Consider the following 26835-nt stretch of genomic DNA (forward strand, 5'->3'; position numbering starts at 1 on the left):
GTATATAGCGGCGCGATCCCGGTGACGGGCGCGGTGACGATTAAGGCCATCGCCGTGAAAGCGGGGATGACAGACAGTGCGGTAATGAGCGAAGCTTACACGATTATGGCGCAAGCGGCTGCACCATCCGCCAATCCGGCGGGAGGCGCAGTAGCGTCAGGCACGACAGTGGCGCTGAGCACCACAACGAGTGGAGCAGCGATCCATTACACGCTGGATGGCAGCACGCCGACCAGTGCCAGCGCGGTATATAGCGGCGCGATCCCGGTGACGGGCGCGGTGACGATTAAGGCCATCGCCGTGAAGGCGGGGATGACGGACAGTGCGGTAATGAGCGAAGCGTACACGATTATGGCGCAAGCGGCTGCACCATCCGCCAATCCGGCGGGAGGCGCAGTAGCGTCAGGAACGACAGTGGCGCTGAGCACCACAACGAGTGGAGCAGCGATCCATTACACGCTGGATGGCAGCACGCCGACCAGTGCCAGCGCGGTGTATAGCGGCGCGATCCCGGTGACGGGCGCGGTGACGATTAAGGCCATCGCCGTGAAAGCGGGGATGACCGACAGTGCGGTAATGAGCGAAGTGTATACGATTTCGGCAGCACCGAACAGCATAATTAGTCCGGTCAGTGCCGCTTTTGACAAAAAACAGACCCAACAGGCCGATCTGGCCGTTGAACTGACTCTGAATGGCAATACGTTCACCGGAATCTCCAACGGGATAGCCAACCTTACTTTGGGAACGGATTACACGCTGTCCGGCAGTACGGTAACGATTGCCAAGGAATACCTTGCTGCTATGGCTACAGGTACAACGAACTTAACCTTCAGATTTAGCGCAGGCGCAGTTCAGAATTTAGAAATTACAGTAACCGATACAACGGTTCCTGTACCCGGTGTACCTTTACTGCAATCCGCAGTTTTCGGTAATGCTCAGGTGCAATTGATCTGGACGCCGGTAGAGGGTGCATCAGGGTACAAGATTTTCCAAAGACTGGCTGATTCGGCATATGGCAGTGAAGTCGATACCGTCAGCGGTTCAGTCTACGGCTATAATGCGGTGAATCTATTAAATGGAACGACCTATTATTTTGTGGTCAAAGCAACCAATGCGGAAGGTGACAGTGCGGCCTCCAACGAACGGAGCGCCACTCCAAAAACAGTTCCAGGGGCTCCGGCCAATGTAACAGCAGTATCCGGTAGTGGGCAAGCGATCATTTCCTTCACGGCGCCTGAGACAAACGGAGGCAGCCCGATTACAGGGTATGAGATTACCTCCTCGCCGGGGAATATTGTAGCTAATGGAACTGCAAGTCCCATTACAGTCACGGGACTTACCAATGGAACGACTTATACTTTTACGGTAAAAGCGGTCAACAGCGCAGGCAGCAGCACGGCCTCAGCCTTATCGAATGCCGTAATGCCAATCGCTCCATCCAGCGGAGGGGGAGACCCTTCGCCTGCTGTACCAACACCAACACCAACGCCAACACCAACACCAACATCAATGTCAATACCAACAGCGGCACCAGCCCCCACCGGTTTTGACATTCTTGTAAATGGCAAGGTGGAGAGCGCCGGAACAGTATCCACTGCCACAGTAAATGGACAGACGGCCTTGACCGTAGCCATTGATCAGGTCAAGCTGGAAGAGAAACTCGCGGTGGAAGGGCAGGGTGCTGTAATTACAATTCCGGTAAACCTGAAATCGGATATTGTTATTGGCGAGTTGAATGGTCAAATGATTAAGAATATGGAGAATAAGCAAGCGGTATTAGAGTTGAAGAGTGGAACGGCAACCTATACCCTGCCTGCTGGGCAAATCAATATTGATGCAATCTCAAGTCAGCTCGGAACTACAGTTGCTCTTGAGGATATTAAAATCAAAATTGAAATTGCTACTCCTGCAGCGGATACATTAAGAATAGTAGGGAATTCGGCTGTTCAAGGCGGATTCACGTTAGTTGCACCTCCGCTCAATTTTGTGGTGCGGGCAGAGTATGATGGTAAAACCATTGAAATCTCCAAATTTAACGCCTATGTAGAACGGGAAATGGCTCTTCCGGAGGGTGTGGATCCGAAGAAGATTACAACAGCCATCGTGGTTGAGCCGGATGGATCGGTGAGACACGTACCTACTAAGGTCACAACGATTGACCAAAAGTATTTTGCCAAGGTGAACAGCTTAACCAACAGTACCTATTCCATTATCTGGAATCCACTGGAATTCAAGGATATGGCCGGACACTGGGCTAAAGATATCGTCAATAACATGGGTTCACGGAAGATCATTGACGGTACAGAAGAGGGGATATTTACTCCCGATGCGGATATCACACGCGCTGAATTCGCTGCAATCATCGTACGCGGACTTGGACTGAAGCTGGAAAACAGCACAGCTCCATTTACGGATGTGAAGGCAGGGGCTTGGTACAGTAGTGTGGTCCAAACCGCCTATGCATACAATCTAATCACTGGATTCGAAGACGGCAGCTTCCGTCCGGCAGACAAGATTACCCGGGAGCAAGCGATGACCATCATAGCTAAGGCGATGAAGATCACCGCATTGAAAGACAAACTTCCGGCTCAAACCGCAACTGAGCTGTTAAGCCCGTTCAAGGATGCCGGCATTGTCTCGCAGTGGGCAGTGAACAGTGCTGCGGATAGTATTCAGGCAGGTATCGTCTCCGGACGCAGTGCCTCCCAGTTGTCTCCTCAAGCTTATGTTACAAGAGCCGAGGTTGCTGCTATGATCCAAAGATTGCTGCAAAAGTCCAATTTGATCTAGATAAAATCACCTTGCGCCTCCCGAGCTGCCCAGCAGCCGGGAGGCGCTTTTTTTTCCTGAATATATGTTTCTTGCTATAAATCAAGGACGGCAAAGCCGTTTCCACTGGGTCATCCGGCAATACCCACCGCTGCAACCTTTACGGATTGTCACCCGTCAGAATGAACAGATTGATCTCAGAGAGAACAGACAACCCAAGGAGATGATACTGCATGAACACTTCATTCAAAGCAACAGCCGGAATCCTAATACTAACTGGTATATTGGGGCTTTCCGCCTGCAGCTCCTCCAATAATGACGCAGCTAACGCCACCCCGGAAGCTACGGCAATTTCACAACCGGAGGCAAGCAGCTCGCCTGCGCCTTCCACAGAACCGTCGAAAGTACCGTCTGCGGCTTCGCCAAATGCTGCAGGCGGAGGCAGCGAATCAGCCTCTTCACCAGAGGACAGCAGCAAGCTGCTTGAAGAGCTTTTACAGCTGGCACAGCAAGGCAAAGTACCAGGTGTGGAATATGCTGCACACACCGGGTTAATTGACGAGGTGGAAGCGGCCTGGGGCGAGCCCGATACGAAGGAGTCGGCGGGTAAAGGCATCTATTCAACATACAGTAAGAAGCATGTGGTCTTCGGCTTCAATAAGGGCAGCAAGATCTTTGACGTCCGTTCCAGTGCTGCCGATCTGCAGAAGCTGACACTGAAGCAGATTGAAGCAGTGCTCGGCACACCGGATCATACCACGGTCAATGGCAGCGATAAAATCTACATTTACCAGGCAGGCAAGCAATACGATCTCAAGTTCATCATTCCAGACGCTTCCAGCACGGTGGATCATATTTCTGTATTTTCTGAACAGGATTCGATTAACAATATGGCCGGATAAGCTATAATACCTCCATGGACTTATCCTTGGAAAAGAGGTTCGGCTATGCAACTTGAATTAGACGGGAGCGAATACACCGTCACAGCAGGCGGGATTACGATCACGCTGCTGCCCAAGGAATTCGCTCTTCTGCAATTTCTGTACCGCAACCGTGGGCGTACGTTCAGCCGGGAGCAGCTGCTGGATCATGTATGGCCATTGGAGTACCCGGTAGAACGGACAGTGGATGACCATATCTACCGGCTGCGCAAAAAGCTGGCCGTCCTGAGCGGCCTGGGCATTCGGACTGTCCGGGGGTTCGGGTACAGTCTGACTCTGCCGGGAACTCCAGCCGGCGTAATGATCAATCCCACAACGAATGATTTGGAGCTGCGCGAAACCATGCGCGGTGTATTCTCCAAGTTTCATGTATACGGCCAAGGCAAATCCATGCTGACATTGGCGCGCCAGCAGGACATTCTTGGGTTTGAGCTGGACCCGGAATATTCGATGGTCATTCACTTTGTACAGGGAGATTTGGATTGGCTGTTGCACACGGAAGAAGTTCCGCTCAAGGACCGGCTGTTTTATTTGCTGCTGTACCACTTTTTCTCTGGTGATCCCAAGGAGAGACTTGCGTATTGCGAGCAGATCATTGAACGGCAGCTGCTGTACCCTGAATATCAGCTGGAGCTGGAAATCCTCACGATTCTGGACTTGTTCACTCTTGCGGGACAACCGGAGCGGGCCGTGGAGCGTTTGGAACATTCATATCAGGTCATTGCTGAGCTTGGTTATGAAAATTTCATTCCCGTGACCTTGATTACGGAACTTTTTGTGCATCTCGTGGCGGGAACCGGGGATGACAAGCTTAACCGGGTGGACGAAGCGATTGCAGCTGTCCTTCAGGAGAAGCCCTTTCTACGGGAGATTGGTAGCTATAAAGTGGTAAAGGGACTTTGGAGCTTACGGCTGGAACATTGGCAGGAATCTGAGAATCTGCTGGATGAGGGCTTGCAGGTACTGGAGATGTCAGAATTCGTTCCGCTGAGGCTCTACGCATTATACCGGATTGTCCATTTCTGCCGTATGTTCCCGCCCTCCAAAAAACTGCAGCGTAAATATGAAGACTTGTTCGCGCTGGAGCTGGAGCAATCCGGGTTAAACCGGATGGAGAAGCCTTTGGAGCACCTGATGCAGCAATTGCTCAAATCCCTCTGATTATTCTCTGACAATTCCCCGTTACAGTTAGATCATGAATGATCCTGTTCCATGATTCTAAATGTAACCTGGAGGAATGACAGATGGAAACTTCTCTGAAGCAGGGGAACAGCCTGCTGCACAACAAAGTATACATGCGCGTGTACAGCGCTTTCGCCACAGCAACTTTTGGTGACTGGTTCGATACACTGGCGATTCAGGTTCTCGTCGGCTACCGCTGGCAGGCCAGTCCGCTAATGCTGGCACTGATTCCGGTAGCCATGGCGCTGCCAAGCGTTCTGCTCGGCTCTGTGGCCGGGGTCGCTGCCGACCGCCTGAACAAGCTGAAGCTGATGCGCATGTGCGATCTGCTTACCGCGATCCTGACCGTACTGGTGTTGTTCGCACCCGGTATGGTGTGGCTGCTGCCGCTGCTGGTGCTGCGATCTTCGATTTCCACGCTGAACGTTCCGGCTCAGCAGTCCATGACCCGCAGTATTGTCAGAGAGGATCAGCTGCTTCAGGCCACCTCTCTGAACGGTATCGTGAACCAGGGCTCCAAAATCGCCGGTCCCCTGCTTGGCGGTGTTGCGCTTACGCTGCTCAGTCCGCATTGGTGTATTTTGCTGAATGCCGTATTTCGGGTAGGCTCCTATTTGCTTCTCCTCTCGGTCAAAAACATCCCTACAGAAGGTGAACTCCCGGCTGCACAGACGCAGGCGGAGAGAGTTCCAATGGGTATGATGTGGAAAGAGGGCTGGAGCTTTATGCTGCGCAGCCGCTTGCTGCTGCATACGATGTTATTTGGACTTGCCGGCGCTCTGGCGATTCAGATCATTGATTTCCAGTTCACCAGCCTGTTCCGGGTGATCTCACCGGTGAATGAATCCCTGCTGGGCTGGATGGTGGCCGCCTCCGGCGTAGGTGCCGTAGCTGTCATTCTGCTTCTGGGTAAGTTGAAACCGGGAACACGTTATGGTCTGAGACTGGGTACGGGTTATGTGCTGATCGGCGGATCGGTTGGGGGTCTCGGACTACTACAGCCGGGCGCTTCTGCGCTTTGGGTGTTGTTGTTCGGCTTCGTACTGGGGATTGGGAATGGAACCTTTTTCGTGACCTTCAATTACTGCCTGCAAAAAGAAACCCCGCCCCACATGACCGGCCGTATCTTCGGCATTCAGAGCACCATCCTCGGGGTGGTGATGATTGCGGCGCCTCTGCTGGGAGGGCTACTGGTCCAAATGGCCGGGCCTGGCCGTATCTTCTTGGATTTTGGCGTCGTTCAAGTGCTGCTCGGGCTCGCCGGTATCCTCTTTGGCCGGTTACTTTGGCCTGAGGCCAAGCCGGAGCGGGGACAGACAGCAGTGGAGCATAGTTCTTAACATATCTCATTTACAGGAGGGTCCAATGACAACTTACATTTATATGGTTCGGCATGGAGATTCGCTCAAAACCTCGGGCAATGAAAGATCTCGCGTATTGTCCCCTCAGGGTGAGAAGGATGCGCGTAGAGTAACGGAACGGTTGCTGAACGAAGGCATACATACGCTATACAGCAGTCCCTATGTCAGAGCAGTGGATACAATTGCCGGACTGGCTAAGGTACTAGGCCAAGAAGTCCATAGGATTGAGGATTTAAAAGAAAAATGCTGGACGGTTGACGACCGTACGCTGCAGGACCCGGAACTATATCCATATCTGGAGCGGATGTTCGAGGAGCCGGATTTTGTATTGGAGGGTGGCGGAGAGTCCAATCGGGTCTGTAAAGACCGGGCCGTAAAGGCGCTGAAGGCGATTCTGCGGAATCACCCGGACGAGCGGATTGTTATCGGTACTCACGGCATGGTGATGACGCTGATGATGAATGAGTTTGCCGGAGAATATGGGTTGGATTTTTTGATGCAGACCACCAAGCCGGATATTTACTGTATGGAAATTATAGACGGACTACTGACTCATGTGGAGAGACTGCCCCTTAACGACTGAAGTGCAGTTCCCTGAATTTGTGAAGCCGTTCAACGAATATCAGCAGCAACCACTACCTTGCCCCGGACGCTGGTTTATGTCTAAATGAAGCGGGAGCAGCGGCTGCTGAATGAAGACTTTATTTTGTCATGAATCTTGTTGACGGTTTGATGAGAACGTCGAAGGGGGGCCATTGAGCCGCCAAGGCTACAGCTGATAAAAGCGTGCCGTATTGGCGGTCAGCATCGCCTTCGCCTGATCGGCGGAATATCCATGGAGCGTTGCCCAGGCTGCTGCAACGTCATGAACCATTGCCGGATGGGTAGGATGTCCGGCAAAAGGGCCTTCGAACAACCAAGGACCATCCGTCTCGGCCATGACCAGCCCCGGCGGATAGCGCCGTGCGAGTGCCTGAATCTCCGGCTCATATACAATATCCGGTGTGAAGGAGATGTGGTAACCCCGTTCAATCATGCGAAGAACCGCTTCTTCCGGACCCTTGAACCAATGAAAATGAGCTCTCGTGATGCCGTGCTTCTCCAGCAAATCACAGGCGGTCACGGCATCCTCATAGACGGCATGCAGGATTACCGGCTTGTCCAGCCGGGCAGCCAGAGCAAGCTGCTCATCCAGAAGCCGCATATAAGGCTCCACTTCGAAAGCTTCACCGCGCTCCAGCGCTTCCGCTCTTGAATAGTAGGGAAGCCCGATCTCGCCTATAGCCACCATATTTTCCGCGTGCTGACTGATCCACAGTATTAGCGCGGCTAGCTCTTCTTCCGCCGGTACCGGCTGCTCGGGATGGAAACCGTAGGCCGGTTTCACCCGGCCCGGATACCGCGTAGCGATATCCTGTGTGCGGATGCAGGAGTCCAGATTCATTGAGACGGCAACCAGCGAGTGGAGGTTATGCTCCGGAAGCCCATGCAGCATGGTTTCCAGTTCTGAATCTGTATATTGCTCAAGGTGAATATGGGCATCAATCATTGGTTCACTGCTCCTTTTCCACATACTGCTTCGTAGTATCGTAGGGTTCAAAACGGATCGAGTCCAGGTTCAATCCTCCACTGCCTGCTTTGTAATCCAGCATCAATGTCCCCATACTCTCCTCAATTCCAGCATTTACACTGGTTTCTGCCTTCAGCTTACCATTTGCCACTTGATAATGAGTAACTGCCCCGATCCCAACCTGTGTGCCAAAATGGTTCAGACCGCCATCCCCGGCACGGCCGGGAAGCCTCAAGGTCACCTTCGATGGAGCAGGGCCGGCAAGCTCAAGCCGGACCACAACATCGCCATTGTCGAGCAAGATCTTGGAGGTGACAGCTGCCGAAGCAACCTTTTCTGCTGCCGGTACCGCAAGCTCCTTCCACTCTTCCGGCTTGACCACATGGACCCCCTCCAGGGAAATTCCGGTTCCTGTGCCAAGGCTGAATACCACTGTAGCTTCCGGTTTTCCGTCGTTATCCACATCGGCATAGTAAAGCACCGGAGGGTAAGACCCAAGTCTGGGAGCTTCCCATTTGAAACTGTGCTTTCTGCCATTCACCTCGAGGATAAACCCTTTATAGGTACTGCCATCCTTCCGGGCCGCATACAGCTTGACCTTGCCGGAAGTGCCAGCTGCGACCGCCAATGGTTCAGCGGGAACCCGCACGGATGTACTGACATCTCCAGACGTAATGGATACTGCACTACCAGAGGCTGTTAGCTTGGCTTCGGCCCCAGTTAATGAAGACACCGCACCAGCAGAAATATACACATGCCCCTCCTTCAGAAGGACAGGCCCTTCAAGGCTGTCTTCATAACCGCCGTCAGTCTGCGTATATTGAACCTGCATGGCTGAACGGCCGGGTGAAAGAATCGTACGGGAGCTGTTATCGGTTAGGGTGAGCTTTTTACGTGTATTATCCCATTTCAATTCAACCGGATAATATTCCAGCAGCACTCTTGCGGGAACATACAGGATCTCCCCGGAATGAAACGGATGAAGCTTGGGCAGAACAGGTTGGCCGTCTACAGACAGGGTGAGTGGTGCGGCGGCGGATATTGAATCTATAGTTGGAGCTGCCGCACATCCGGCAATTAGCAGGGCGAGGGCGGAAGCGGTCAGTATTTTTTTCACAGAATAACCTCCAGAGTCTAAAAGTTCCAATCTATTCAATTATACTGTAAATGATCCGCCCGGGGGCCACGATCCGTTAACAATAAGAAGTCAGGACTGTTACGTTTGGGCGGTGGGCAGCAAAGGATACGATGGATTCGCGCTTGGGTGTGCCGGATACAGGAGGGGCTTGACACTTTTTTTGTATAAACTTACCATGGGAGAATGAATGAGAATAATATCTTGGCGGCCATCGGCCGAATTCACCGGCGCGGGAACAAGTTCATTGAACGGGAGCTCAAAAAACATAATATTCATGGAATTGCCCCTTCACACGGGGATATTTTGTTTCAGCTGTTTGCCCGGGAAAACATTACGATGAACCAGTTATCCTGCTCAATCGACAAGGACAAGTCTACGATAACGGCATTGGTTGACAAATTAGTACGGTTTGATTATGTGAAACGGGAACAAGACCCGTTGGATGGACGGATACATCGCCTGTCGCTTACACCTAAAGGCCGGGAGCTCCAGCCCATCTTCGAAGAAATATCAGTAACGCTTCTTGATGCAGTCTATACGGAGTTTGTACCGGAGGAGAAACAGCAGCTGCTTGCTTTACTGGAGAAGATTAAGCTGTGATAACTTCCGAATGGATCACCTGAAAATAGGCATACACGAGAGCAGTCGGGCCTTCCATTTATGGAGGGTCCTATTTGTTTTCAGTTGTGGTCCCGTATAATGAATCCTAAAAATAAATCGAACGATCTGAGCGTTTCCTTCCAATACATAGTGTAAGCCTGAAGGAGGGGAAGACAGATGGAAGAGCAAACCGAATACTCGCAGCTCATAGCGCGCACGCTGGCCGGCAGCCGTGAAGCCTATGGGGAGTTGTATGAAGCGACTGTTCGCGATGTCTACCGGACTGTGCGTTTCCTCGTTTCCGAGCCTTCCGATGCGGACGATGTGGTGCAGGATATCTATCTCGAGCTGCACCGCTCGCTGGAGCAGTATGATGGGACCCGGGCGTTTAAGCCTTGGCTGATGGGACTGGTGATGCGGCAGGTTCAAGCTTATCGGAGGAAAGGCTGGAGACAGCTCCGGATCACAAAGAAAGCGGAGCACACTGCCTCAATCCCGGATGCTGATTTTGCCGGTGAAGTCATAGACAGGCTGTCCAGCCATATGCTCATGGATAAGGTGAACAGTCTGCCATACAAGCTGAGGCAGGTCATTGTTCTGCACTATTTGCAGGAATATTCCCAGGAAGAGGCCGCAGCAATCCTCGGCATTCCGCTGGGGACTGTCAAATCCCGCATTCATGCTGCATTGCAGAAGCTGCGCCGGAAACAAAAGGCTGACACCATTAGAATAGGGAAGGTGGAGGAGATGCATGAGTCTTGAAGAGAACCTGCGGCGGACGCTGCAAGCAGAAACCGAAGGCTGGAGCGCCCCACCGGAACTGAAGGGGAAGATTCTGAATGGGATTTCACCCGGACAAGGGGGCAGACGCATGAAGAAATGGCTCGTAGCTACGATAATAGCGGCATCGCTGATCATCCCGACCGGAGTCTATGCCGGATACAATTACTTGGCTGATTCCGTATATGGTTCACAGGACAACTATATTCAAAACGGCGGCACCCTTGAGCAGTATGACCAGCTTGAAGCCAAGCTCCAGCAGGCGAAGCAGAGCCTGAGTAAGGAGGATTTCCAAAGTCTGACCCGTTTGCTGCATGAGATTGGCGGCTTCAATCTGCAGATTACCGATGCGGCAGGAGTACTTCATCCCGAGAAGCTGAGTGCTGCGGATCAGGAGCGGTATCACAAGCTGGCGGCAGAGCTTGAGCCCTATTTCAGCAAATTGGTAAATACCGGGGCACCGCAGCAACCGCTGAAGCAGATGGACTCCGATACGTTCTGGGAACAGCAGCTTGCCAAGGCGAAGCAGACCTTCAGCGGTAAAGAGCTGGCCAAGTTCCAGCAATTAATCAGTGAATTTAACCTCCTTAATGCCAAAGCAACGGACCCGGATGGCAGTACTCATCCGGAACGGTTTACCAAGGCTGACCTGAACAATCAGTCCCGGTTGACCGAGGAGCTGAACCCTTATCTGAAGAAGCTGGGTATCATGCTCAAGCCAATCCAGTAATAGGCTTAAGGCTGCCCGGCTAGAGGCGGCACCCTCGCCGTAAATCCATAGCACAGCAAAAACCGCCGGAAGGTATAACCTTGCATTCCGGCGGTTTTTCATTCAATGCTGCATTTTGCCTTACATCCTATAATTTCACATAACCCTCTAAAATACCTAAGGGAGGTTATGTATATGAAGAAGCTGGAAGCCATTCAGCAGCGCATCGAAGCGGAGCGCAGGAAGCTGAATGAGATCGAAACAACCTATGGACTGCTGCATCCGAAAGTAATTAAGCAATCCATGAAGCTGGATGAATTAATTAATGAATATACAAGAGAAGACAAAGAATCACTACGCGCGAATCCCCTCGAAGGCTAACGCCAGCAGCTTTTCTACAAATTCCCCATTCAGCATGTCCCCTGTAATCAGCAGACGGTAGAATATCGGTCCATACATAAGATCAATACTGTAATTCACATCCAAATCCTTTTTAAGTTCACCCCGGGCTACTCCACGCTCCAGCAGCTCCCTGGCTTCCTGGCGGCGTGGTGCAAAGAATCTGGTTCGGTTAGCCTCAGCCAGGCCTGCATCGAATTGCGCCTCTCCAATCAACTCGGTAATAACCCTTCCCTCACGGCTGCATAGAAAAACAGCCAGATTCGTCGCATGAATTCGAATATCCTCCTGTACGGAGCCCGTGTCCGGCACGGGAAGCCTGGCAGATGCCGCGGACAGATATCCATCAAGCACCACGGCCGCTTTATTGGGCCACCATTTATAGATTGTCGCTTTGCTGACTTTCGCCCGTTCCGCAATTTTCTCAACAGTTACCGCGCCAAACCCCGCCTCCAGCAGCAAATCATAGGATGCGGCAAGAATGGAAGCCTCAGCCTCGTTGTTGCGCGGACGTCCTCTTTTTTTATCCATAATCCAATCCTCCTGATTTCAATATACCCTAGCCATATTCCGGTTCACTTGGGGAAACTATACGTTCATTATACAAAAGGATACATGAAGTTAGCCAGCCCGACTAAGGATGAATCAAATGAATAAGTTTACAGACAAAACTTTTAATTGCCTATTTACAAAACTATACGTTCAGTATATTATAAAAACATAATTAATGAACTATACGTTTAGTATTTAAATGGAGGGTGGTATTCACATGAACCAGGTAAAGCAGGCAACTCGAGCGTTGAACGTGAAACATGCACAAGAAGGACAGGGAAGTAAGGCAGTCCCCGGTTGGATCACTTTTCTGCTGGCGGCATCCTGCGGGCTGATTGTAGCCAATCTGTATTATGCCCAAACGCTGGTCGGACCGATCAGCGAAGCTACTCATCTCTCATCAGGAGCTGCTGGTCTGATTGTGACACTAACCCAGATTGGTTATGTTATAGGTCTGCTGTTCGTAGTGCCTCTTAGCGATATTATTGAAAACCGCCGTCTAACCGTGATCTCCCTTACCGTAGTGGTGGTTGCTCTGGTTGCGGCCGCCTTCGCTTCGAATGCATCTTTGTTTCTGGGCGCCTCACTATTTATTGGCCTCGGCTCTGTAGCTGCTCAAATTCTGGTACCGTATGCTTCCTATCTGGCAACTGAAGAACACCGCGGCCGGGTCGTGGGAAATGTGATGAGCGGGCTGCTGCTGGGGATTATGTTTGCCCGTCCGCTGGCCAGCTTCATCTCCGGCCTCTGGGGCTGGCATGCGATCTTTGCCATATCTGCTGTAGTGATCACTCTATTGACGATTCTGTTATCCCGTGTTCTTCCAGAGCGCCAGCCTGTACCTTCAATGAACTACGGCGGACTGATCCGTTCCCTGGGTACGCTTTTGAAGAATACACCTGTGCTGCGACGCCGGGCGATGTATCAGGCCAGTCTTTTCGGAACCTTCAGCCTCTTCTGGACGACCGTTTCATTGCGGCTGGCTGATACCTATCACCTGACTCAACAAGGGATCGCTTTGTTTGCTCTGGCGGGTGTGGCGGGTGCGGTTGCTGCTCCAATTGCAGGAAGATGGGCTGACAGGGGATGGACAAGGCCGTTGACTGGTCTTGCTTTTGGACTTGCGGCCGCTGCCTTTCTGCTGGCTTACCTGTTTCAGGGTGATTCCAAAGTAACGCTGGGACTGCTGGTGGTTGGAGCGATTATATTGGATATGGGGGTATCGGGGAATCTGGTGCTTGGGCAGCGGGCGATATATTCCCTTGGCAGCGAAGCGAGAGGACGCTTGAACGGATTGTTTATGGCGATTTTCTTCATAGGTGGAGCTATTGGCTCCTCGCTCGGGGGCTGGTCCTATGCCTATGGCGGCTGGGGATTAACCACACTGATCGGGCTGGCGCTGCCGGTCCTGGCCTTCTTGTACTACTTGACGGAAAAAAAACAAGCATAAGTTAACAAGGACAATACAGGTGTTGTTATAGCGGACTGCTCTCTAAGCTGGATCAAGCCAGTGCTAGAGATCGGTCTCTTTTTTATGGAGAGCGCCAAATAGACAGCTATCTCGTCAACGGAGACGAGAATAACGCAAATGTGGTTGATGTATCGACGGTCATAAGTACCTTAGGCGAAAGCTCCAAAGAAATCGGAGAAAATCAACGAACAGATCAAGAGTGTCTCGGCTTCTGCTGAGGAACAATTAGCCAGCGTGGAAGAAATTGCAGCGGCTTCCAGACTGCGCTCTACCAACAAAAGACCCACAAGAGGATCACCTTGTTCAAAGGGGCCTTCTTGTGGGTCTCTGATTTAGAGAAGCTCTGCTTGCCCGGGTTTACTCTACCCGGAATTTAGAGGCTGCTTCTGCCAGGTTCTTTGTGAGCTGGTCAATCGTTCCCACCATCTCTGCCAGCTGTTCAACGGTATGGGATTGTTCCATCATAGTAGCTGTAACTTCCTGTACCGATGCCGAGACTTCTTCTCCGGTAGCTGAGAGACTTTGAGCCGAATCGAGAACGTCATCCTTGTCCTTTTGCATATGAGTCATTTCATCAGCCATGGTTTTAATTTGAACCGTTATGTCTGTGACTTTGTCCAGAATGGTCTGGAATGCTTTTTGGGTTTGCCCTACGAGCTCATCCTGCTCAGAGGAAATATTGTTGATTTCAATCACGCTATGATTGTTTTCTGCTACGAAGGCAAGGTTTTGTTGGATGATCTCATAGATATCGTTCGATTGCTTCGAGCTCTGCTCAGCGAGCTTGCGGATCTCGGAAGCCACTACTGCAAAACCTCTGCCGTGCTCTCCGGCTCTTGCGGCTTCAATCGATGCATTTAGCGCGAGCAGATTGGTTTGAGTGGCAATCTGGTTAATGGCTCCTGTGATATTGCTGATGCTGTTGGAGCTGTCCTGAAGCTTAACGGTGATGGCAGAGATTTTCTGGACCTCCTGCTCATTCTTGTCACTGATCTGGATCAGACCCTCGACAACCTGATTGCTGATATGGAAGACTTCGACGATTTCTTCAGCTCTCTGTCTGACCGATTGCGCATTATCGTTCATCACAGCCACTTTCTTGCTGAATCCAGAGAACTTATCGACGATATGTTCAGTGTCATTGGACTGAAGCTCCATCGCCTGGGCAATTCCCATTGAGGTTACGGAGGTTTCATTAATCGAACGAGCAGTCTGCTTGGAGGTCTCCTCAAGCTCATTGGTGCTTGTATTGAGTACTGCAATCGAATGGTTCATATTGGTGATGAGCTCTTTATTTTGCCGGACCATGCCATTGAAGCTGTCTGCCAAGTCCTTGAACTCACTGTCATACCGGCCGTTAGCTGCCACGGTTAAGTCGCCTGTAGCCAACTGTTTGAACAGTCTGGACAATGTGATAATGGGTTTGGTTATCCAGCGGGATAATATTAATCCGAAACCAATGGCTATGATCAGGGCTAAAACAGTTACGATCAACATTTTGAGGAACATATCGCGTATAGGCTGTTGAATGTCGTCGAGGGGATCGGATACAGTAATCATCAGATCCGCCCCCGGAATTTTGCTCAATCGGATATAACTATCTTCCGTTTCGGTAGAACTAGCCTTTATCTCTCCGGCTGCCCGATCCTCCAGGAAGGCTTTGGTCCCGGGGTTATCGCCAATGCTTTGCCCGGTTTGGGAGGGATTCTTTGAGTTGTACAGGATAATTCCGCTCCGGCTCGAAATAACTATAGTCCCTTGGTCATTAATTCTGATTTTACCCAATTTATCGGTGAAGAAGCTGCTGTCCTCGGTCATGGCGAACACACCTAATACCTTGCCGTCCAAGTCTTTGATAGGCTGGGCAAAAGCAATGATTAGCTTTTTACTGCTTTTAGACGTAATCGCATCACTGATGAATGGGGCTCCTTTTAGCGCTTCGGTAAAGTATTCCCGGTCGGATCTGGACTGGCTAATCGTGTCAGGTTTTGTGCCGGCAACAATAGTTCCATTAGTATCCAGAACCAGCATGGCATCTGTTCCCCGTGTTCCTTTTATACTATCCATCAGTATTGTATTAGCTTTGTCAAAATACGGGTTTTTCGATGAAAAGAACTCTTTGTCTGGAATAGAGCCTTCTGCTCTAAGCTTCAATAGTTCTTTAAAAGTATTATGAACAGAAATGACATAAGAAGTCTGCTCCTGCAACTGCATGGCCGTCCACAATCCCTCCCCTATACGGTCGCCGTTTGCGTTGATTTCATCCTTACTTTTCCGGAGCAGCAAATCCGATGAGAATAGATATACTGTTACCGAAGTCGCCAAGAGAACGACCGCCACCAGCAGGCTTAATAAGAAGGGAAGCTTTACCTTTAAAGAAATGTTCCCTATTTTTTTGGTTGCTTTGTTTACGTTCCCCATATGTTCATTCTCCTCTGTTTTTAAAGTAATCTGTAAATGGCTACGTTACATTATCGGTAATAAAATCGCGTTAATTGAATGAGAAAATCTTACATTCTCCCTTTCTGCTTTTCTGGATAAATCGTTGGTTACTGTAACCTAGTTGTAGCAAGTATTTGTGTAAAAAAAATGATAGAAATATAAGAATATTTGGTTCTCCGCATAGAGGATAATATGAAACCAGCTCTGTGGTCTTCAGGGTAAGATATCTAATATTGCTATAGTTTTTCATGTGCTATAATAATCAAAAATGTTATCGTAGGAGCTGTTACAGGCATGGAAAACCAAAGTGAAACAGACATCGGGCAATTGCTAGAATCTTTGAAAATATCATTACCGCTGGTGCAGCAACTATTTCCACTTGATGTAATGTTCGCGTTGGCGGATGTGGAAAAGTTCATCTATTATCTTCCAGGGAAGGAGCTGGATATCCGGATACAAGAAGGCACTCCGGTTCCGCAAAGCGGAGGATTACGGTTAGCGCTGGAAACAGGGGAAGCGGCCAGTGCAAACATACCGAAGGAAATCTACGGATGGCCTTTCAAATCCTCCTCCATCCCGATTAAGGACAAGAACGGGGCGGTTGCGGGCGTGTTCACGATAGGAATCAGCCTCAGCAATCAGGAGACCCTGAGCTATGCGGCGAACTCACTGGCGGTGACTTCGGAAGAGATCAGTTCCACTTCGGAGGAGATTGCCGGGACAGCCTCTGAATTAGCCAACACCGTAAGCGATCTGAAGGTGCTGGGCCAGAGGGTTGTAGAGGAGCTTCACAAGACAGATGAGATTCTGGATTTCATCCGGAAAGTGGCGGATAACTCCAACCTGCTGGGCCTTAATGCCGCTATCGAGGCTGCACATGCGGCTGAGCATGGGCGTGGATTCGGCATTGTCGCGCAGGAGATCCGGAAGATGTCCGTATCCAGCGCATCGTCTGCGAAGGATATCGCCGGCATCCTGCAGATGATCAAGAAGAACATTAACGAGATGGATGCAACGCTGATGGATTGTATGGCTCAAAGCGAACGTCAGGCGGCAGCGACGGAGGAAATTACCGCCTCCATGCAGCAAATGGCCGCATCTGCCGTAGAGATTGAGAAGATCGCGCGGCTGATCTGAGGAGAGTAGTTATGAAAAGGATTCCAAGTCTACTAATTATGCTGATGTCTGTACTTGTATTGCTGAGTCCTATGCCTGCTGCTGCAGAAGCAGTGAATCCCGGTACCGGTACGGAGCCGCAACTAGAGCAGCAAGACCCGATTAACTTCCCTGTTTCTACTTATGGATATAAGTACTTGGGAACGGCGAACGGACTCTTGTACTTCAAGGAGCCGCTTTTGAGCAAGAATCCGCGTAATACCAAGGGGCAGATGCTTCAGGAGTATGTCGTGACAATCAATCCCAAGACGAATAAGGTGGAGTGGGAGCTTTCGATTTATGGGGGATTCAAGTTCGGTGATCGTGCTTTTTTTGACAAGGCAGGTAATTTGTATAGTCTAGTTGGCGCGGGGCTGAAGCAATTCTCTAATGAAACATTTCTCTATTCCATTAGTCCCAAGGGGACAATGAATTGGGAGGTTATCTTTCCCAGACCGCTTGAGATTGACAGTCTGATCAACAATAAATTGTTTGTGCATGACAACTCCTCGGTCTACGCAGTGAATCTGAACGGTACAGTGGCCTGGAGTAAAAGTTTCGAAAGGGAAAAAATGCAGCCTTCCCATTTTCTTAGCGGGGTCGCCTTGAATGAAATGTTGACGCTCAAATATAATTCGCAGCATATAGAAGCATCTTTTGACGTCCTGGACTGGAATTTCAAGAAAAAAATAAGCTATCCGCTAAACGCGAACAGTACAGTAGAGCAAGCGCTCAAGCTTAACAATGATATATATATCCTCAAAATAAAGAAATCCGAGAGCTTGACGCTGCTGGCTGCTATAGGAACAGACGGAAAAGTGAAATGGACAAAGGGAATTGATCCGACAACAAACAGACTATATGTCGTGGACGGCAAACTCTTATTCGCCAATAATAAAGGGTTCTATGTACTGAATGGCAGCGGCGAACAGCTGAATCATACCCCGCTTGCTCCCATACCTGTCAAAGGAATAGCCTACAGATTACGGCTGGATGACAAGTACATCTCTATTACGTCCGATAGCAGAATTGAGACGAAAACTGCGCTTACCGTGCTGGACCGGAAAAGCTACAAAACGCTGTATTCATTCGCTTACCCGCTCAAAGTTGGAGAACAGCCGGCAATCTATTTTGATGATATTTTCTTCAGCCAGGGCAGGTTTTTCACCGTCTATAACGATCAGCTCATTCCGTTCAAATGACACATCAGTTCAGCAAGTCCGTGCACCTGCACGGGCTTTTTGGTGCGGCCGGGCGGCCACCCGTGAATATCCTTCTTGCTTGTCATGCCCGTCTGCATATTGCAGGCAAGTCCCTCATAGACATGTACTAATCAATGCTTTTCAAAACAGGTTAAGGGGATGATGTCATGCGCCGGATAACATGGGTACTCGCTATCATTATGAGCGTGACCCTGGTGCTTGCGGGGTGCGGGAAGAAGGATGCCGCTTCCGTGGTCAAGGATTTGAACAATGTGTCTGATAAATTGGAGAGCAAGCAGGGGGCTTACCAGGGTTCAGGCACAATGACGCTGTACACCGGCGAGCAGCCACAGGAGTATAAGGTGGAGGTCTGGTACAAGAATCCTTCCTACTACCGGATCAGCCTGTCGAACGTCCAGAAGGATGTGACGCAAATCGTGCTGCGCAATGATGAGGGCGTATTCGTACTGACACCTAGCCTTGGCAAAAGCTTTCGCTTCCAGAGCGACTGGCCGGACAATCAAGGCCAGGTCTATCTGTATCAAACACTGGTCCGGGGAATTGTCTCCGATAACAACCGCCAGTTTGTGGAGGACGGAGACAACTACGTGTTCGAGGTAGCGGCCAATTATCAGAGCAGCGCACTGGTCCGCCAGAAGATCTGGCTAGCCAAGAAGACCTATGAGCCTAAGCAGGTGCAGGTCTCTGACTCCGAAGCCAAGGTTGTGGTGAATGTGAAGTTCGACAGCTTCAAGTTCGATCCGGAATTCACGAAGGATTCTTTTGATATGCAAAAGAATATGGCTACCGGCAAAGCATCCGAAAGCACGATGGCGGAAGTTGACGAGAACGGCAACCCGGTGACTGCACCGGAGAACAGTAAACCGTCAGAGAAGCCGGTAACCGCTGAGCTCGGTGATTTCGGAATCATCGAACCAGGCTATATTCCTGCCGGTGTGAAGCTTAAGGACTCCAACAAAATTGAGGACAGTAAAGATCATTCTGTACTGATCCGTTATGACGGGACCTACCAGTATACGATTATGGAATCGCGTCCGCTGGACCGTGCCGTCTCGCTCGCTCCGGGTAGTGTGATTGATCTGGGCTTCACGGTAGGTCTCCTCAGCGGTGACGAACAGCAGACACTTACCTGGATGAGTGATGGTGTGGAGTACCGGATTACCAGCGCAAATCTCCCGGTTAATGAAATGATGCAAATCGCCGCTTCTATGGAGGAACAAACGGGTAAGTAAATATCAGTAGGCGGATACTGCGTATTGTGGGAGTCATTCCTCTACATGCAGTGTCCGTTTTTTTTATCTTCTTGACGAGGACAGGCCCGGTGGTAGTTCTGCAAAAAGATAGTTCCCGCTTACATTGACAGCCGCCTTCCATTAGCATTACCATTGACAGTAAGACTTAAATCAATGAGATGCTGCAGGAGATGTTTTACTACAATGTTAGAAGGTGACCCTGAAGTGCAAGCAAGCTATCGACCTACAGTAGCCGAGATTAATCTCGATGATCTGCGTACCAATTATGAGGCCTTCCGTAAGGTTCTTCCAGTGGAGACCAAATTCATGGGATGCGTCAAAGGTAATGCGTACGGCCATGGGGCTGTGGAAGTGACCCGGGAGCTGGAACGGCTCGGAGCGGACTATGTAAGTGTAGCTTTTCTGGATGAGGCATTGGAGCTGCGTGAAGCGGGAATACTACTTCCTATTCTCGTACTCGGCTACACCTCACCGGAAGGAATAGCCGTTGCCTGGAAGAACCATGTAACCGTAACACTGTTCACACCGGAGGTGCTTGAGGCGGTAAGACAGCTTCCTGACCTACCGGAGCACCGGCTGAAGGTGCACATCAAGATTGACAGCGGGATGGGAAGGCTGGGGCTTTTACCGGCTGACGCGCCTGAGTTCATCGCTGAAGTGCATTCTGTAGCGCAGGCGGAGCTGGAGGGAATGTTCACACATTTTGCCAAAGCAGACGAAGAAGACAAAAGCTATACACTGTTGCAGCACCGACGGTTCATGAGCGTGGCCGAAACGCTTCGGGACAGAAACATTCACATCCCGATCATACATACGGGCAATAGCGCTACGGCCATTGATACACCTCTTCTATCCCGAAACATGGTGCGTGTAGGCATAAGCTTGTACGGTCTCTATCCCTCCACAGAGGTGAACCACGAGCTTGTGGCTTTACACCCGGTAATGACGCTGAAAACGCAGGCGGTATATGTAAAGACCTTGCCGCCGGATTGGGGAATCAGCTACGGCACCCGGTATTTCACAGACAGCGAAGAGATCATTGCAACGCTTCCTGTGGGGTACGCTGACGGATATTCCCGCATGCTAACAGGCAAAGCGGAGGTGCTAATACGAGGACGCCGCGTTCCTGTCGTCGGAACGATCTGCATGGACCAGTGTATGGTAACGCTCAAATCTTTCGCTGAAGAAGCGGAACAAATCAAAGCTGGCGAAGAGGTTGTTCTCATCGGCCGCCAGGGCGCCGTGTCCATTACGGCGGATGAACTGGCACTCCATCTTGGAACGATTCACTACGAGGTAATCTGTATGCTGGCCCACCGGGTGCCGCGTGTGTATGTACGCGAAGGCACTGCTCCGAACCTGGTCAACCCCTTGCTGCAGACCTAATGTCATTGCCGTGCTACTCATGCAGGAACTGAATAGAAGGATTATGCCGTGTAGACTAGTATGACTTATGGTCTATACGAACCGCCAATTGTAGTTTATAATGGAATGCAGCATACTTGATATACTGGCGGCATATATTCCTTGTATAAAATTCCTTGTATATTGTAACACTGGAACACAAGGGCAGAAGGTTTGTGGGGGTGGAAGAGAAGGTGGCCAATTTGCAGAACACCAAAAGAATCATGATCAGCTTGCCCGATCATCTCTTGCAGGAAGTGGATGGGATCGTCCAATTGGAGAACTCCAACCGGAGTGAATTGATCAGGCAGGCCATGAAGCTGTATCTAAGCGAACGGAGGAAACGGACCATACGCGATTCGATGCAGCGTGGCTATATGGAAATGGCTAAAATCAATTTGACCATGGCGTGCGAGGCGTTTCTCGCGGAGGAAGATGCAGACAGTACTCTTGGCCGCTTAGTAAGCGGGGTGTAGATATTGATCGTTAAACGCGGCGACGTTTTTTTTGCCGACCTTTCGCCGGTGGTGGGTTCAGAACAAGGCGGAGTACGGCCGGTACTGGTCATTCAGAACGATATTGGCAATCGCTTCAGCCCGACAGTCATTGTGGCAGCCATCACTGCCCAGATTCAGAAGGCTAAACTGCCGACGCATGTAGAAATTGATGCGGCTGCTCACGGCTTTGACCGGGATTCCGTCATATTACTGGAGCAGGTTCGGACAATTGACAAACAACGCTTAACCGATAAGATCACCCACCTGGATGATGAAACGATGAAACTGGTGGACGATTCGCTGCAAATCAGCCTGGGACTGATTGATTTTTGAATCAGGCAGACTATAGATCGCATGGTAATGTATGGAAAGGCGCACTCGGGATAACCCGGTGCGTCTTTTTTAACTCTATATGAACGCTATGCCGGGCAGACGGTATCCATTTCACTTTGAGAAAACCCTGTGCTATAATTAGACCGTACGGTCGGTCTAGAAGGAGGTGGTCAGGATTAAAGGACGTTCTGACGGAGAAGAGACAAAGAAACGCATAGTGCAGAAGGCAGCACAGCTGTTTGTGCAAAAAGGATACGGAGCGGTAACCATGAACGAGGTGTGTTCAGCGGCCAAGGTCAGCAAAGGGAGCCTGTATCATCATTTTCCCAGCAAGGATGAGCTGTTCCTGTACATTGTGGAAGATGATACAGAGCAATGGCTGCTCCAGTGGACACAGAAGAAGAGCAGCATCAGCGGTTTCGAAGAGCGGTTCTATGCACTTGGTGAGCATTATGCGAACGATTACCAGAACCCGCTGATCCGGGCACTTGAGGAATATGCCAGATCCCGTGCCCTTTCCAATGAGGTTCAAGAGCGTCTTGCACGGCTCTACGAGTCCGGCTCAGAAGCCTGCCGCAATCTTCTGCAAGAGGGGATGGACTCTGGATATCTGGTCAAAGGCGATCTGGACAATTATGTAATCGTTGTGAGCGGACTGCTGGAGGGTGTCGGCAGAGTTAGCGAGATCATGGCCGTTGTCCATGCGCCGAATGATATCATGAAATTTTACCGGGAAGCGATAGCGCTGCTGCTGCAGGGTATACGTGCGCGGTAAGGGAACGTGGCAAATTTCCAATATGGCAAGATTAGAGGTAAATGTACCTTTGAAATCGCCGCGAACGGGCAATATGGCGGAAAGAGTTAAATTACCACGCGGTATGTACCCGTTGGGTGATTTTCTTATCATGTGTAATTAGACCGGGTGGTCGGTCTTGTGCGGAATATATTAATAACTAACGGGAACACCGAAGATATGAACATTGTGTTCTGGGAATACGGAGGTTACTTCAAATGAAATTATTACTTAGAAACCGGGGCGCGATGCTGCTCCTGATGCTGAATATATTCCTGGCCTTTACAGGGATTGGTCTGGTTGTTCCAATTATGCCCACTTACATGAATGAGCTGCACATTGGAGGCAGTATAGTTGGATTGCTGGTGGCCGCCTTCTCACTGACCCAGCTGATTCTCTCCCCTTGGGCCGGCGGACTGTCCGATAGAGTGGGGCGCAAAAAAATCATTGTCTGCGGATTGGTTGTCTTTGCAGTGTCGGAGCTGTTGTTTGGTCTTGCCGAATCAAGCTGGCTGCTGTTTGTGTCGAGAATGCTGGGAGGTGCCGGAGCAGCCCTGATTATGCCTGCGGTCATGGCCTATGTAGCGGATACGACCTCTATGGAGGAACGGGCTAAAGGCATGGGACTGATTAATGCTGCCATTACTACCGGGTTTATCATTGGACCGGGGCTGGGGGGCTATCTGGCTGAGCTTGGCATTCGTGTGCCTTTCTTCGCGGCTGCGGGTGCTGCAGCATTTGTTGGCGTGGTGACCTTCTTTGTACTGCCGGAGTCCCGTTCCCGGGAGCAGCTTGCCGCAGCCGGGTCCAAGGAGGGGAGTAAAGACCGCCTTATCTCCCAACTGGTGCGTTCCTACCGGGAACCCTACTTTTTCGGCTTGCTGATCGTTTTCGTGCTTTCCTTCGGGCTTGCTAATTATGAGACGGTATTCGGATTGTTTGTGGATCACAAGTTTGGGTTCACGCCCAAGGATATCGCCTTTGTCCTGACCTTTGGTTCGATTTCGGGAGCTGTGATTCAGGTTACGGCGTTCAGCTGGATTTTGAACCGTTTTGGCGAAAATAAGGTCATTTCGGCCTCTCTGCTTGCTGCTGGCTTATTTATCCTTTTGACCTTATTTGTAAAGGGCTATTGGGCGATCGTCGCTGTGACCTTCATTGTGTTTCTTGCCATGGATATTCTGCGTCCTGCTGTCGGCACACAGCTCTCCAAAATGGCCGTGGAATCACAGCAGGGCTTCGTGATGGGCATGAATTCTGCCTATACAAGTCTCGGGAATATTGCCGGACCTATTGTCGCAGGCGTCCTGTTTGACCTGGATATTAACTTTCCATATGCTGTGGCTGCGCTTGTACTCGTGCTCTGTTTTGTGCTGTCGCTCGGTTCACGAAAACGGATGAGCCGCCCCGGCCGGCAAGTGAAGTAATGGTCTGCTGCTGCTCCCGGATTTTGGCGCGGAGCTAATCTGTGATACTATTTCAGGTAGAGATCATATGAACACAGACCGTGTACGGAAAGAGGGATTTCATTGACAGTGGATACAAATCAAGGGGGTCTGGCGGCTGAAGAAGCGCTGGCCCGCCAGGAGCAGGAAACGATCACACAGGCGATTGCCAAGGAGCTTGGCATCAGTGTGAAGCAGGTGCGGACGACGGTAGGGCTGCTGGATGAGGGGAATACGATTCCTTTTATCGCCCGCTACCGTAAGGAAATGACCGGCGAGCTGGACGAGAACGTGCTGCGTGATATTGAAGAGCGGCTGGGCTATCTGCGCAATCTGGGGGACCGCAAGAAGGATGTACTCCGCAGCATCGAGGAGCAGGGTAAGCTGACACCGGAGCTGCATCAGCAGATTATGAAGGCGGTCAAGCTGCAGGAAGTGGAGGATTTGTACCGTCCGTTCAAGCAGAAGCGCAAGACAAGAGCAAGTGTGGCTAAGGAAAAAGGGCTGGAACCGCTGGCAGACTGGGTCATGGAGCAACGCCGTCAGGGCAACCCGCTGGAGGAAGCCGCGAAATATATAGATGTGGACAAAGGTGTGGAAAGCGCCGAGCTGGCGCTTCAAGGTGCGATGGACATCATCGCGGAGAACATTGCCGACGATCCCGCGATCCGTTCCTGGGTCCGCCAGTATACAGCCAGCCAAGGTGTGCTGGTCTCGGAAGCGAAGGATGCAGAGCAGGAGAGCGTCTACGAGAATTACTATAATTACCGTGAACCGGTACATAAAATGCCGCCGCACCGCATTCTCGCCATCAACCGCGGCGAGCGGGAGAACGTGCTGAAGGTCGGCATCGAGGTGACTGCCGACAAGATTCATGCTTTTATCCAGCGGAAGCTGATTAAGGGGCCGTCCCCGGTCAAAGACCTGCTGGAAGCCGTGACCGAGGACGCCTACAAGCGGCTGATCGCACCTTCCGTGGAGCGCGAGGTGCGCGGGGAGATGACGGAAAAAGGTGAAACGCAAGCGATTTCCATCTTCTCCGGAAATCTGCGCAGCCTGCTGCTGCAGCCGCCGGTGAAGGGTCGAAGCGTTCTTGGCGTCGACCCGGCCTACCGCACCGGCTGCAAGCTGGCCGTGGTGGACGACACCGGCAAGCTGCTGGAGGTGGCGGTCACCTATCCAACGCCGCCGAACAACAAGAAGAAAGAGGCGGCGGCGAAGTTCAAAGAGCTGATTGCCAAATATGGCATACAGCTCATAGTGATCGGCAACGGCACCGGCTCGCGGGAGACGGAGCAGTTCACCGCCGAGGTCATCGCAGAGATCGGCGATCCTGGGCTGGCGTACCTCATTGTCAATGAGGCCGGAGCCAGTGTGTATTCTGCCTCCAAGCTGGCGCAGGAGGAGTTCCCTGATCTGGATGTGGCGGAGCGCAGCGCCGCCTCCATCGCCCGCCGCGTGCAGGACCCGCTCGCGGAGCTGGTGAAGATCGATCCGAAGGCGATCGGTGTCGGGCAGTACCAGCATGACGTTTCCCAGAAGCATCTGGAGGAGAGTCTTAAAGGTGTTGTAGAATCGGCGGTTAACCATGTGGGTGTTGACGTGAACACGGCCTCCGCTTCCCTGCTGTCCTATGTCGCCGGGGTCAATGCGACCATTGCCAAGAATATTGTGAAGTTCCGCGAGGAGAACGGCAAGTTCACCACGCGCAAGCAGCTGCAGAAGGTCCCGCGCCTGGGTGCCAAATCCTACGAGCAGTGTATCGGTTTCCTGCGCATTCCCGGCGGCGACAACACGCTGGACCGGACGCCTATCCACCCGGAATCCTATCCGGTGGTGGACCGTCTGTTCCGGGAGCTGGGGCTGGATGTATCCTCGCTCGGCAGCAAGGAAGTCGCCTCACAGCTTGAGGCACAGGATGCCGCTGAGCTGGCCGTGAAGCTGGAAGTCGGCGTGCCTACACTGCGTGACATCCTGGAAAGCCTGCAGCGTCCGGGCCGCGATCCGCGTGAGGAGCTGCCGCTGCCGATCTTCCGCACGGATGTGCTGAAGATCGAGGACCTGGTTCCCGGTATGGAGATGCAGGGAACGGTACGCAACGTAATTGATTTCGGAGCCTTTGTCGATATCGGCATCAAGAACGACGGGCTGGTGCATATTTCCCAGCTAAGCGGGAGCTTTGTGAAGCATCCGATGGACGTGGTCTCCGTGGGAGACAACGTTACCGTATGGGTGATGGGTGTCGACCTGAAGAAAGGCCGTGTCAGCCTGACCATGCGCCCGCCGCGTGATAATGCCGGAGGCGCGAAGTAAAATATTAAGCCAGCCATCTGCATCGGAAGTCGAAGCAGATGGCTTTTTTGTTGTAGAGGAAATTATACTGTGAAAAAAACGGTGGATCACTCCGATTGAAAAGTGAGAGGGATAAACGTGAAGAAACAGACCGGAGGAAACGAAATAGAATAAACAACCAAGTCGATAAAGTGATTCAATATTATTTTTGATGGCCTAAGAGGAAATACCTCTGATCCCACCGTAAACGGGCTAGCAGGCAGAATGAGAGGTAGGAATACTCTTGATTGGGGAACAATGCCGTTACCTGCGGCAATGAGATGCTGGATTCACCCGTTAGGGGAGTGGGTTCCTTGTCAAAACGGAGGCGTTCCTTCGGGAACCACTACAATAATATAAGCTGCACATTGTAACTCTTATTGGCTTAAGGTACTGAATAGTACTGAATAGATATATTCATTTATTAGCTAGCCGCACTATTTTCCATCATGATATTATTTGGAATAATATAGGAAAAGGTGGAGAC

Annotated in this window: 24 protein-coding genes; 19 read left to right on the top strand and 5 right to left on the bottom strand. The window is 51.1% G+C overall.

Annotation, left to right across the window (positions count from 1 at the left end; genetic code table 11):
- From A3844_RS21085 to A3844_RS21105, 5 genes are all read left to right on the top strand, one after another.
- On the top strand, positions 1 to 2790 hold a 2790-nt coding region (locus A3844_RS21085; RefSeq protein WP_074108384.1), incomplete at its 5' end, for a chitobiase/beta-hexosaminidase C-terminal domain-containing protein.
- Positions 2791 to 3002: 212 nt separating this feature from the next.
- A complete protein-coding gene (locus A3844_RS21090) occupies positions 3003 to 3671 on the top strand; it encodes a YjgB family protein (RefSeq protein WP_074083211.1) in 669 nt (222 codons plus the stop codon).
- Positions 3672 to 3716: 45 nt separating this feature from the next.
- Positions 3717 to 4871: a winged helix-turn-helix domain-containing protein gene (locus A3844_RS33780; protein WP_074083212.1), complete on the top strand. Its 1155-nt coding sequence runs from the start codon at positions 3717 to 3719 to the stop codon at positions 4869 to 4871.
- A gap of 83 nt (positions 4872 to 4954) precedes the next feature.
- Positions 4955 to 6232 (top strand): MFS transporter, encoded by a 1278-nt coding sequence (locus A3844_RS21100; protein ID WP_074083213.1) that lies wholly within the window; start codon positions 4955 to 4957, stop codon positions 6230 to 6232.
- 25 nt (positions 6233 to 6257) lie between these two features.
- Entirely contained in the window at positions 6258 to 6836 is a 579-nt protein-coding gene (locus A3844_RS21105) for a histidine phosphatase family protein (protein ID WP_074083214.1), read from the top strand.
- 186 nt (positions 6837 to 7022) lie between these two features.
- Here the strand turns inward: A3844_RS21105 and A3844_RS21110 are convergent, their stop codons facing one another.
- Both A3844_RS21110 and A3844_RS21115 read right to left on the bottom strand, forming a co-directional pair.
- On the bottom strand, positions 7023 to 7802 hold the full coding sequence (locus A3844_RS21110) for a TatD family hydrolase (RefSeq protein WP_083606951.1): 780 nt from the start codon (positions 7800 to 7802) through the stop codon (positions 7023 to 7025).
- A gap of 4 nt (positions 7803 to 7806) precedes the next feature.
- Positions 7807 to 8940, bottom strand: a complete 1134-nt coding sequence (locus A3844_RS21115) for a stalk domain-containing protein (protein ID WP_074083216.1) — start codon at positions 8938 to 8940, stop codon at positions 7807 to 7809.
- 204 nt (positions 8941 to 9144) lie between these two features.
- Between A3844_RS21115 and A3844_RS21120 the strand changes: the two genes are divergently transcribed.
- The 4 genes from A3844_RS21120 (at position 9145) to A3844_RS21135 (ending at position 11431) form a co-directional block, all read left to right on the top strand.
- Positions 9145 to 9561 carry a MarR family winged helix-turn-helix transcriptional regulator gene (locus tag A3844_RS21120; protein ID WP_074083217.1) on the top strand — a complete coding sequence of 139 codons (417 nt, stop codon included), beginning with the start codon at positions 9145 to 9147 and terminating at the stop codon, positions 9559 to 9561.
- A gap of 177 nt (positions 9562 to 9738) precedes the next feature.
- Positions 9739 to 10323 carry a sigma-70 family RNA polymerase sigma factor gene (locus tag A3844_RS21125; RefSeq protein WP_074083218.1) on the top strand — a complete coding sequence of 195 codons (585 nt, stop codon included), beginning with the start codon at positions 9739 to 9741 and terminating at the stop codon, positions 10321 to 10323.
- A complete protein-coding gene (locus A3844_RS21130; RefSeq protein ID WP_074083219.1) occupies positions 10313 to 11071 on the top strand; it encodes a DUF3600 domain-containing protein in 759 nt (252 codons plus the stop codon). Before A3844_RS21125 ends, A3844_RS21130 begins: the two co-directional genes overlap by 11 nt.
- Before the next feature lie 174 nt (positions 11072 to 11245).
- Positions 11246 to 11431, top strand: coding sequence for an aspartyl-phosphate phosphatase Spo0E family protein (locus A3844_RS21135; protein WP_074083220.1), 186 nt, complete (start codon positions 11246 to 11248; stop codon positions 11429 to 11431).
- On the opposite strand, the gene A3844_RS21140 is transcribed toward A3844_RS21135, so the two are convergent.
- Positions 11405 to 11980 (bottom strand): TetR/AcrR family transcriptional regulator, encoded by a 576-nt coding sequence (locus A3844_RS21140; RefSeq protein ID WP_074083221.1) that lies wholly within the window; start codon positions 11978 to 11980, stop codon positions 11405 to 11407. The two genes, A3844_RS21135 and A3844_RS21140, sit on opposite strands and share 27 nt — an antisense overlap.
- Positions 11981 to 12218: 238 nt before the next feature.
- Here A3844_RS21140 and A3844_RS21145 point away from each other — a divergent pair, with 238 nt between their 5' ends.
- Positions 12219 to 13451, top strand: coding sequence for an MFS transporter (locus tag A3844_RS21145; RefSeq protein ID WP_083606954.1), 1233 nt, complete (start codon positions 12219 to 12221; stop codon positions 13449 to 13451).
- 170 nt (positions 13452 to 13621) lie between these two features.
- On the opposite strand, the gene A3844_RS32835 is transcribed toward A3844_RS21145, so the two are convergent.
- Both A3844_RS32835 and A3844_RS21150 read right to left on the bottom strand, forming a co-directional pair.
- Positions 13622 to 13759, bottom strand: coding sequence for a hypothetical protein (locus A3844_RS32835; RefSeq protein WP_167374716.1), 138 nt, complete (start codon positions 13757 to 13759; stop codon positions 13622 to 13624).
- 70 nt (positions 13760 to 13829) lie between these two features.
- Entirely contained in the window at positions 13830 to 15893 is a 2064-nt protein-coding gene (locus tag A3844_RS21150) for a methyl-accepting chemotaxis protein (RefSeq protein ID WP_074108385.1), read from the bottom strand.
- Positions 15894 to 16208: 315 nt separating this feature from the next.
- On the opposite strand from A3844_RS21150, the gene A3844_RS21155 reads away from it, so the two are divergent.
- The 9 genes from A3844_RS21155 to A3844_RS21195 all read left to right on the top strand — a co-directional run bounded on the left by A3844_RS21155 (position 16209) and on the right by A3844_RS21195 (position 26330).
- On the top strand, positions 16209 to 17051 hold the full coding sequence (locus A3844_RS21155; protein ID WP_074083223.1) for a methyl-accepting chemotaxis protein: 843 nt from the start codon (positions 16209 to 16211) through the stop codon (positions 17049 to 17051).
- An 11-nt stretch (positions 17052 to 17062) separates the two neighbouring features.
- Positions 17063 to 18271 carry a hypothetical protein gene (locus tag A3844_RS21160; RefSeq protein ID WP_074108386.1) on the top strand — a complete coding sequence of 403 codons (1209 nt, stop codon included), beginning with the start codon at positions 17063 to 17065 and terminating at the stop codon, positions 18269 to 18271.
- A 167-nt stretch (positions 18272 to 18438) separates the two neighbouring features.
- Entirely contained in the window at positions 18439 to 19524 is a 1086-nt protein-coding gene (locus A3844_RS21165; protein WP_074101163.1) for a LolA family protein, read from the top strand.
- Between the two features lie 225 nt (positions 19525 to 19749).
- Positions 19750 to 20931, top strand: coding sequence for an alanine racemase (gene alr / locus A3844_RS21170; RefSeq protein ID WP_074083339.1), 1182 nt, complete (start codon positions 19750 to 19752; stop codon positions 20929 to 20931).
- A 212-nt stretch (positions 20932 to 21143) separates the two neighbouring features.
- The gene (locus tag A3844_RS21175; RefSeq protein ID WP_025708964.1) at positions 21144 to 21425 is read left to right on the top strand and encodes a CopG family ribbon-helix-helix protein; all 282 of its coding nucleotides are present in this window, start codon (positions 21144 to 21146) and stop codon (positions 21423 to 21425) included.
- Positions 21426 to 21428: 3 nt separating this feature from the next.
- Positions 21429 to 21779, top strand: coding sequence for a type II toxin-antitoxin system PemK/MazF family toxin (locus A3844_RS21180; protein WP_019913013.1), 351 nt, complete (start codon positions 21429 to 21431; stop codon positions 21777 to 21779).
- 217 nt (positions 21780 to 21996) lie between these two features.
- Complete coding sequence (locus tag A3844_RS21185; RefSeq protein ID WP_178381875.1) at positions 21997 to 22554, top strand: TetR/AcrR family transcriptional regulator; 558 nt, start codon at positions 21997 to 21999, stop codon at positions 22552 to 22554.
- Positions 22555 to 22790: 236 nt separating this feature from the next.
- Positions 22791 to 23999, top strand: coding sequence for an MFS transporter (locus tag A3844_RS21190; protein ID WP_074108387.1), 1209 nt, complete (start codon positions 22791 to 22793; stop codon positions 23997 to 23999).
- A gap of 129 nt (positions 24000 to 24128) precedes the next feature.
- Entirely contained in the window at positions 24129 to 26330 is a 2202-nt protein-coding gene (locus A3844_RS21195; protein ID WP_178382321.1) for a Tex family protein, read from the top strand.
- Positions 26331 to 26835 lie beyond the last annotated feature (505 nt).

The organism is Paenibacillus helianthi, assembly GCF_001909055.1.
Lineage (GTDB): Bacteria > Bacillota > Bacilli > Paenibacillales > Paenibacillaceae > Paenibacillus_AQ > Paenibacillus_AQ helianthi.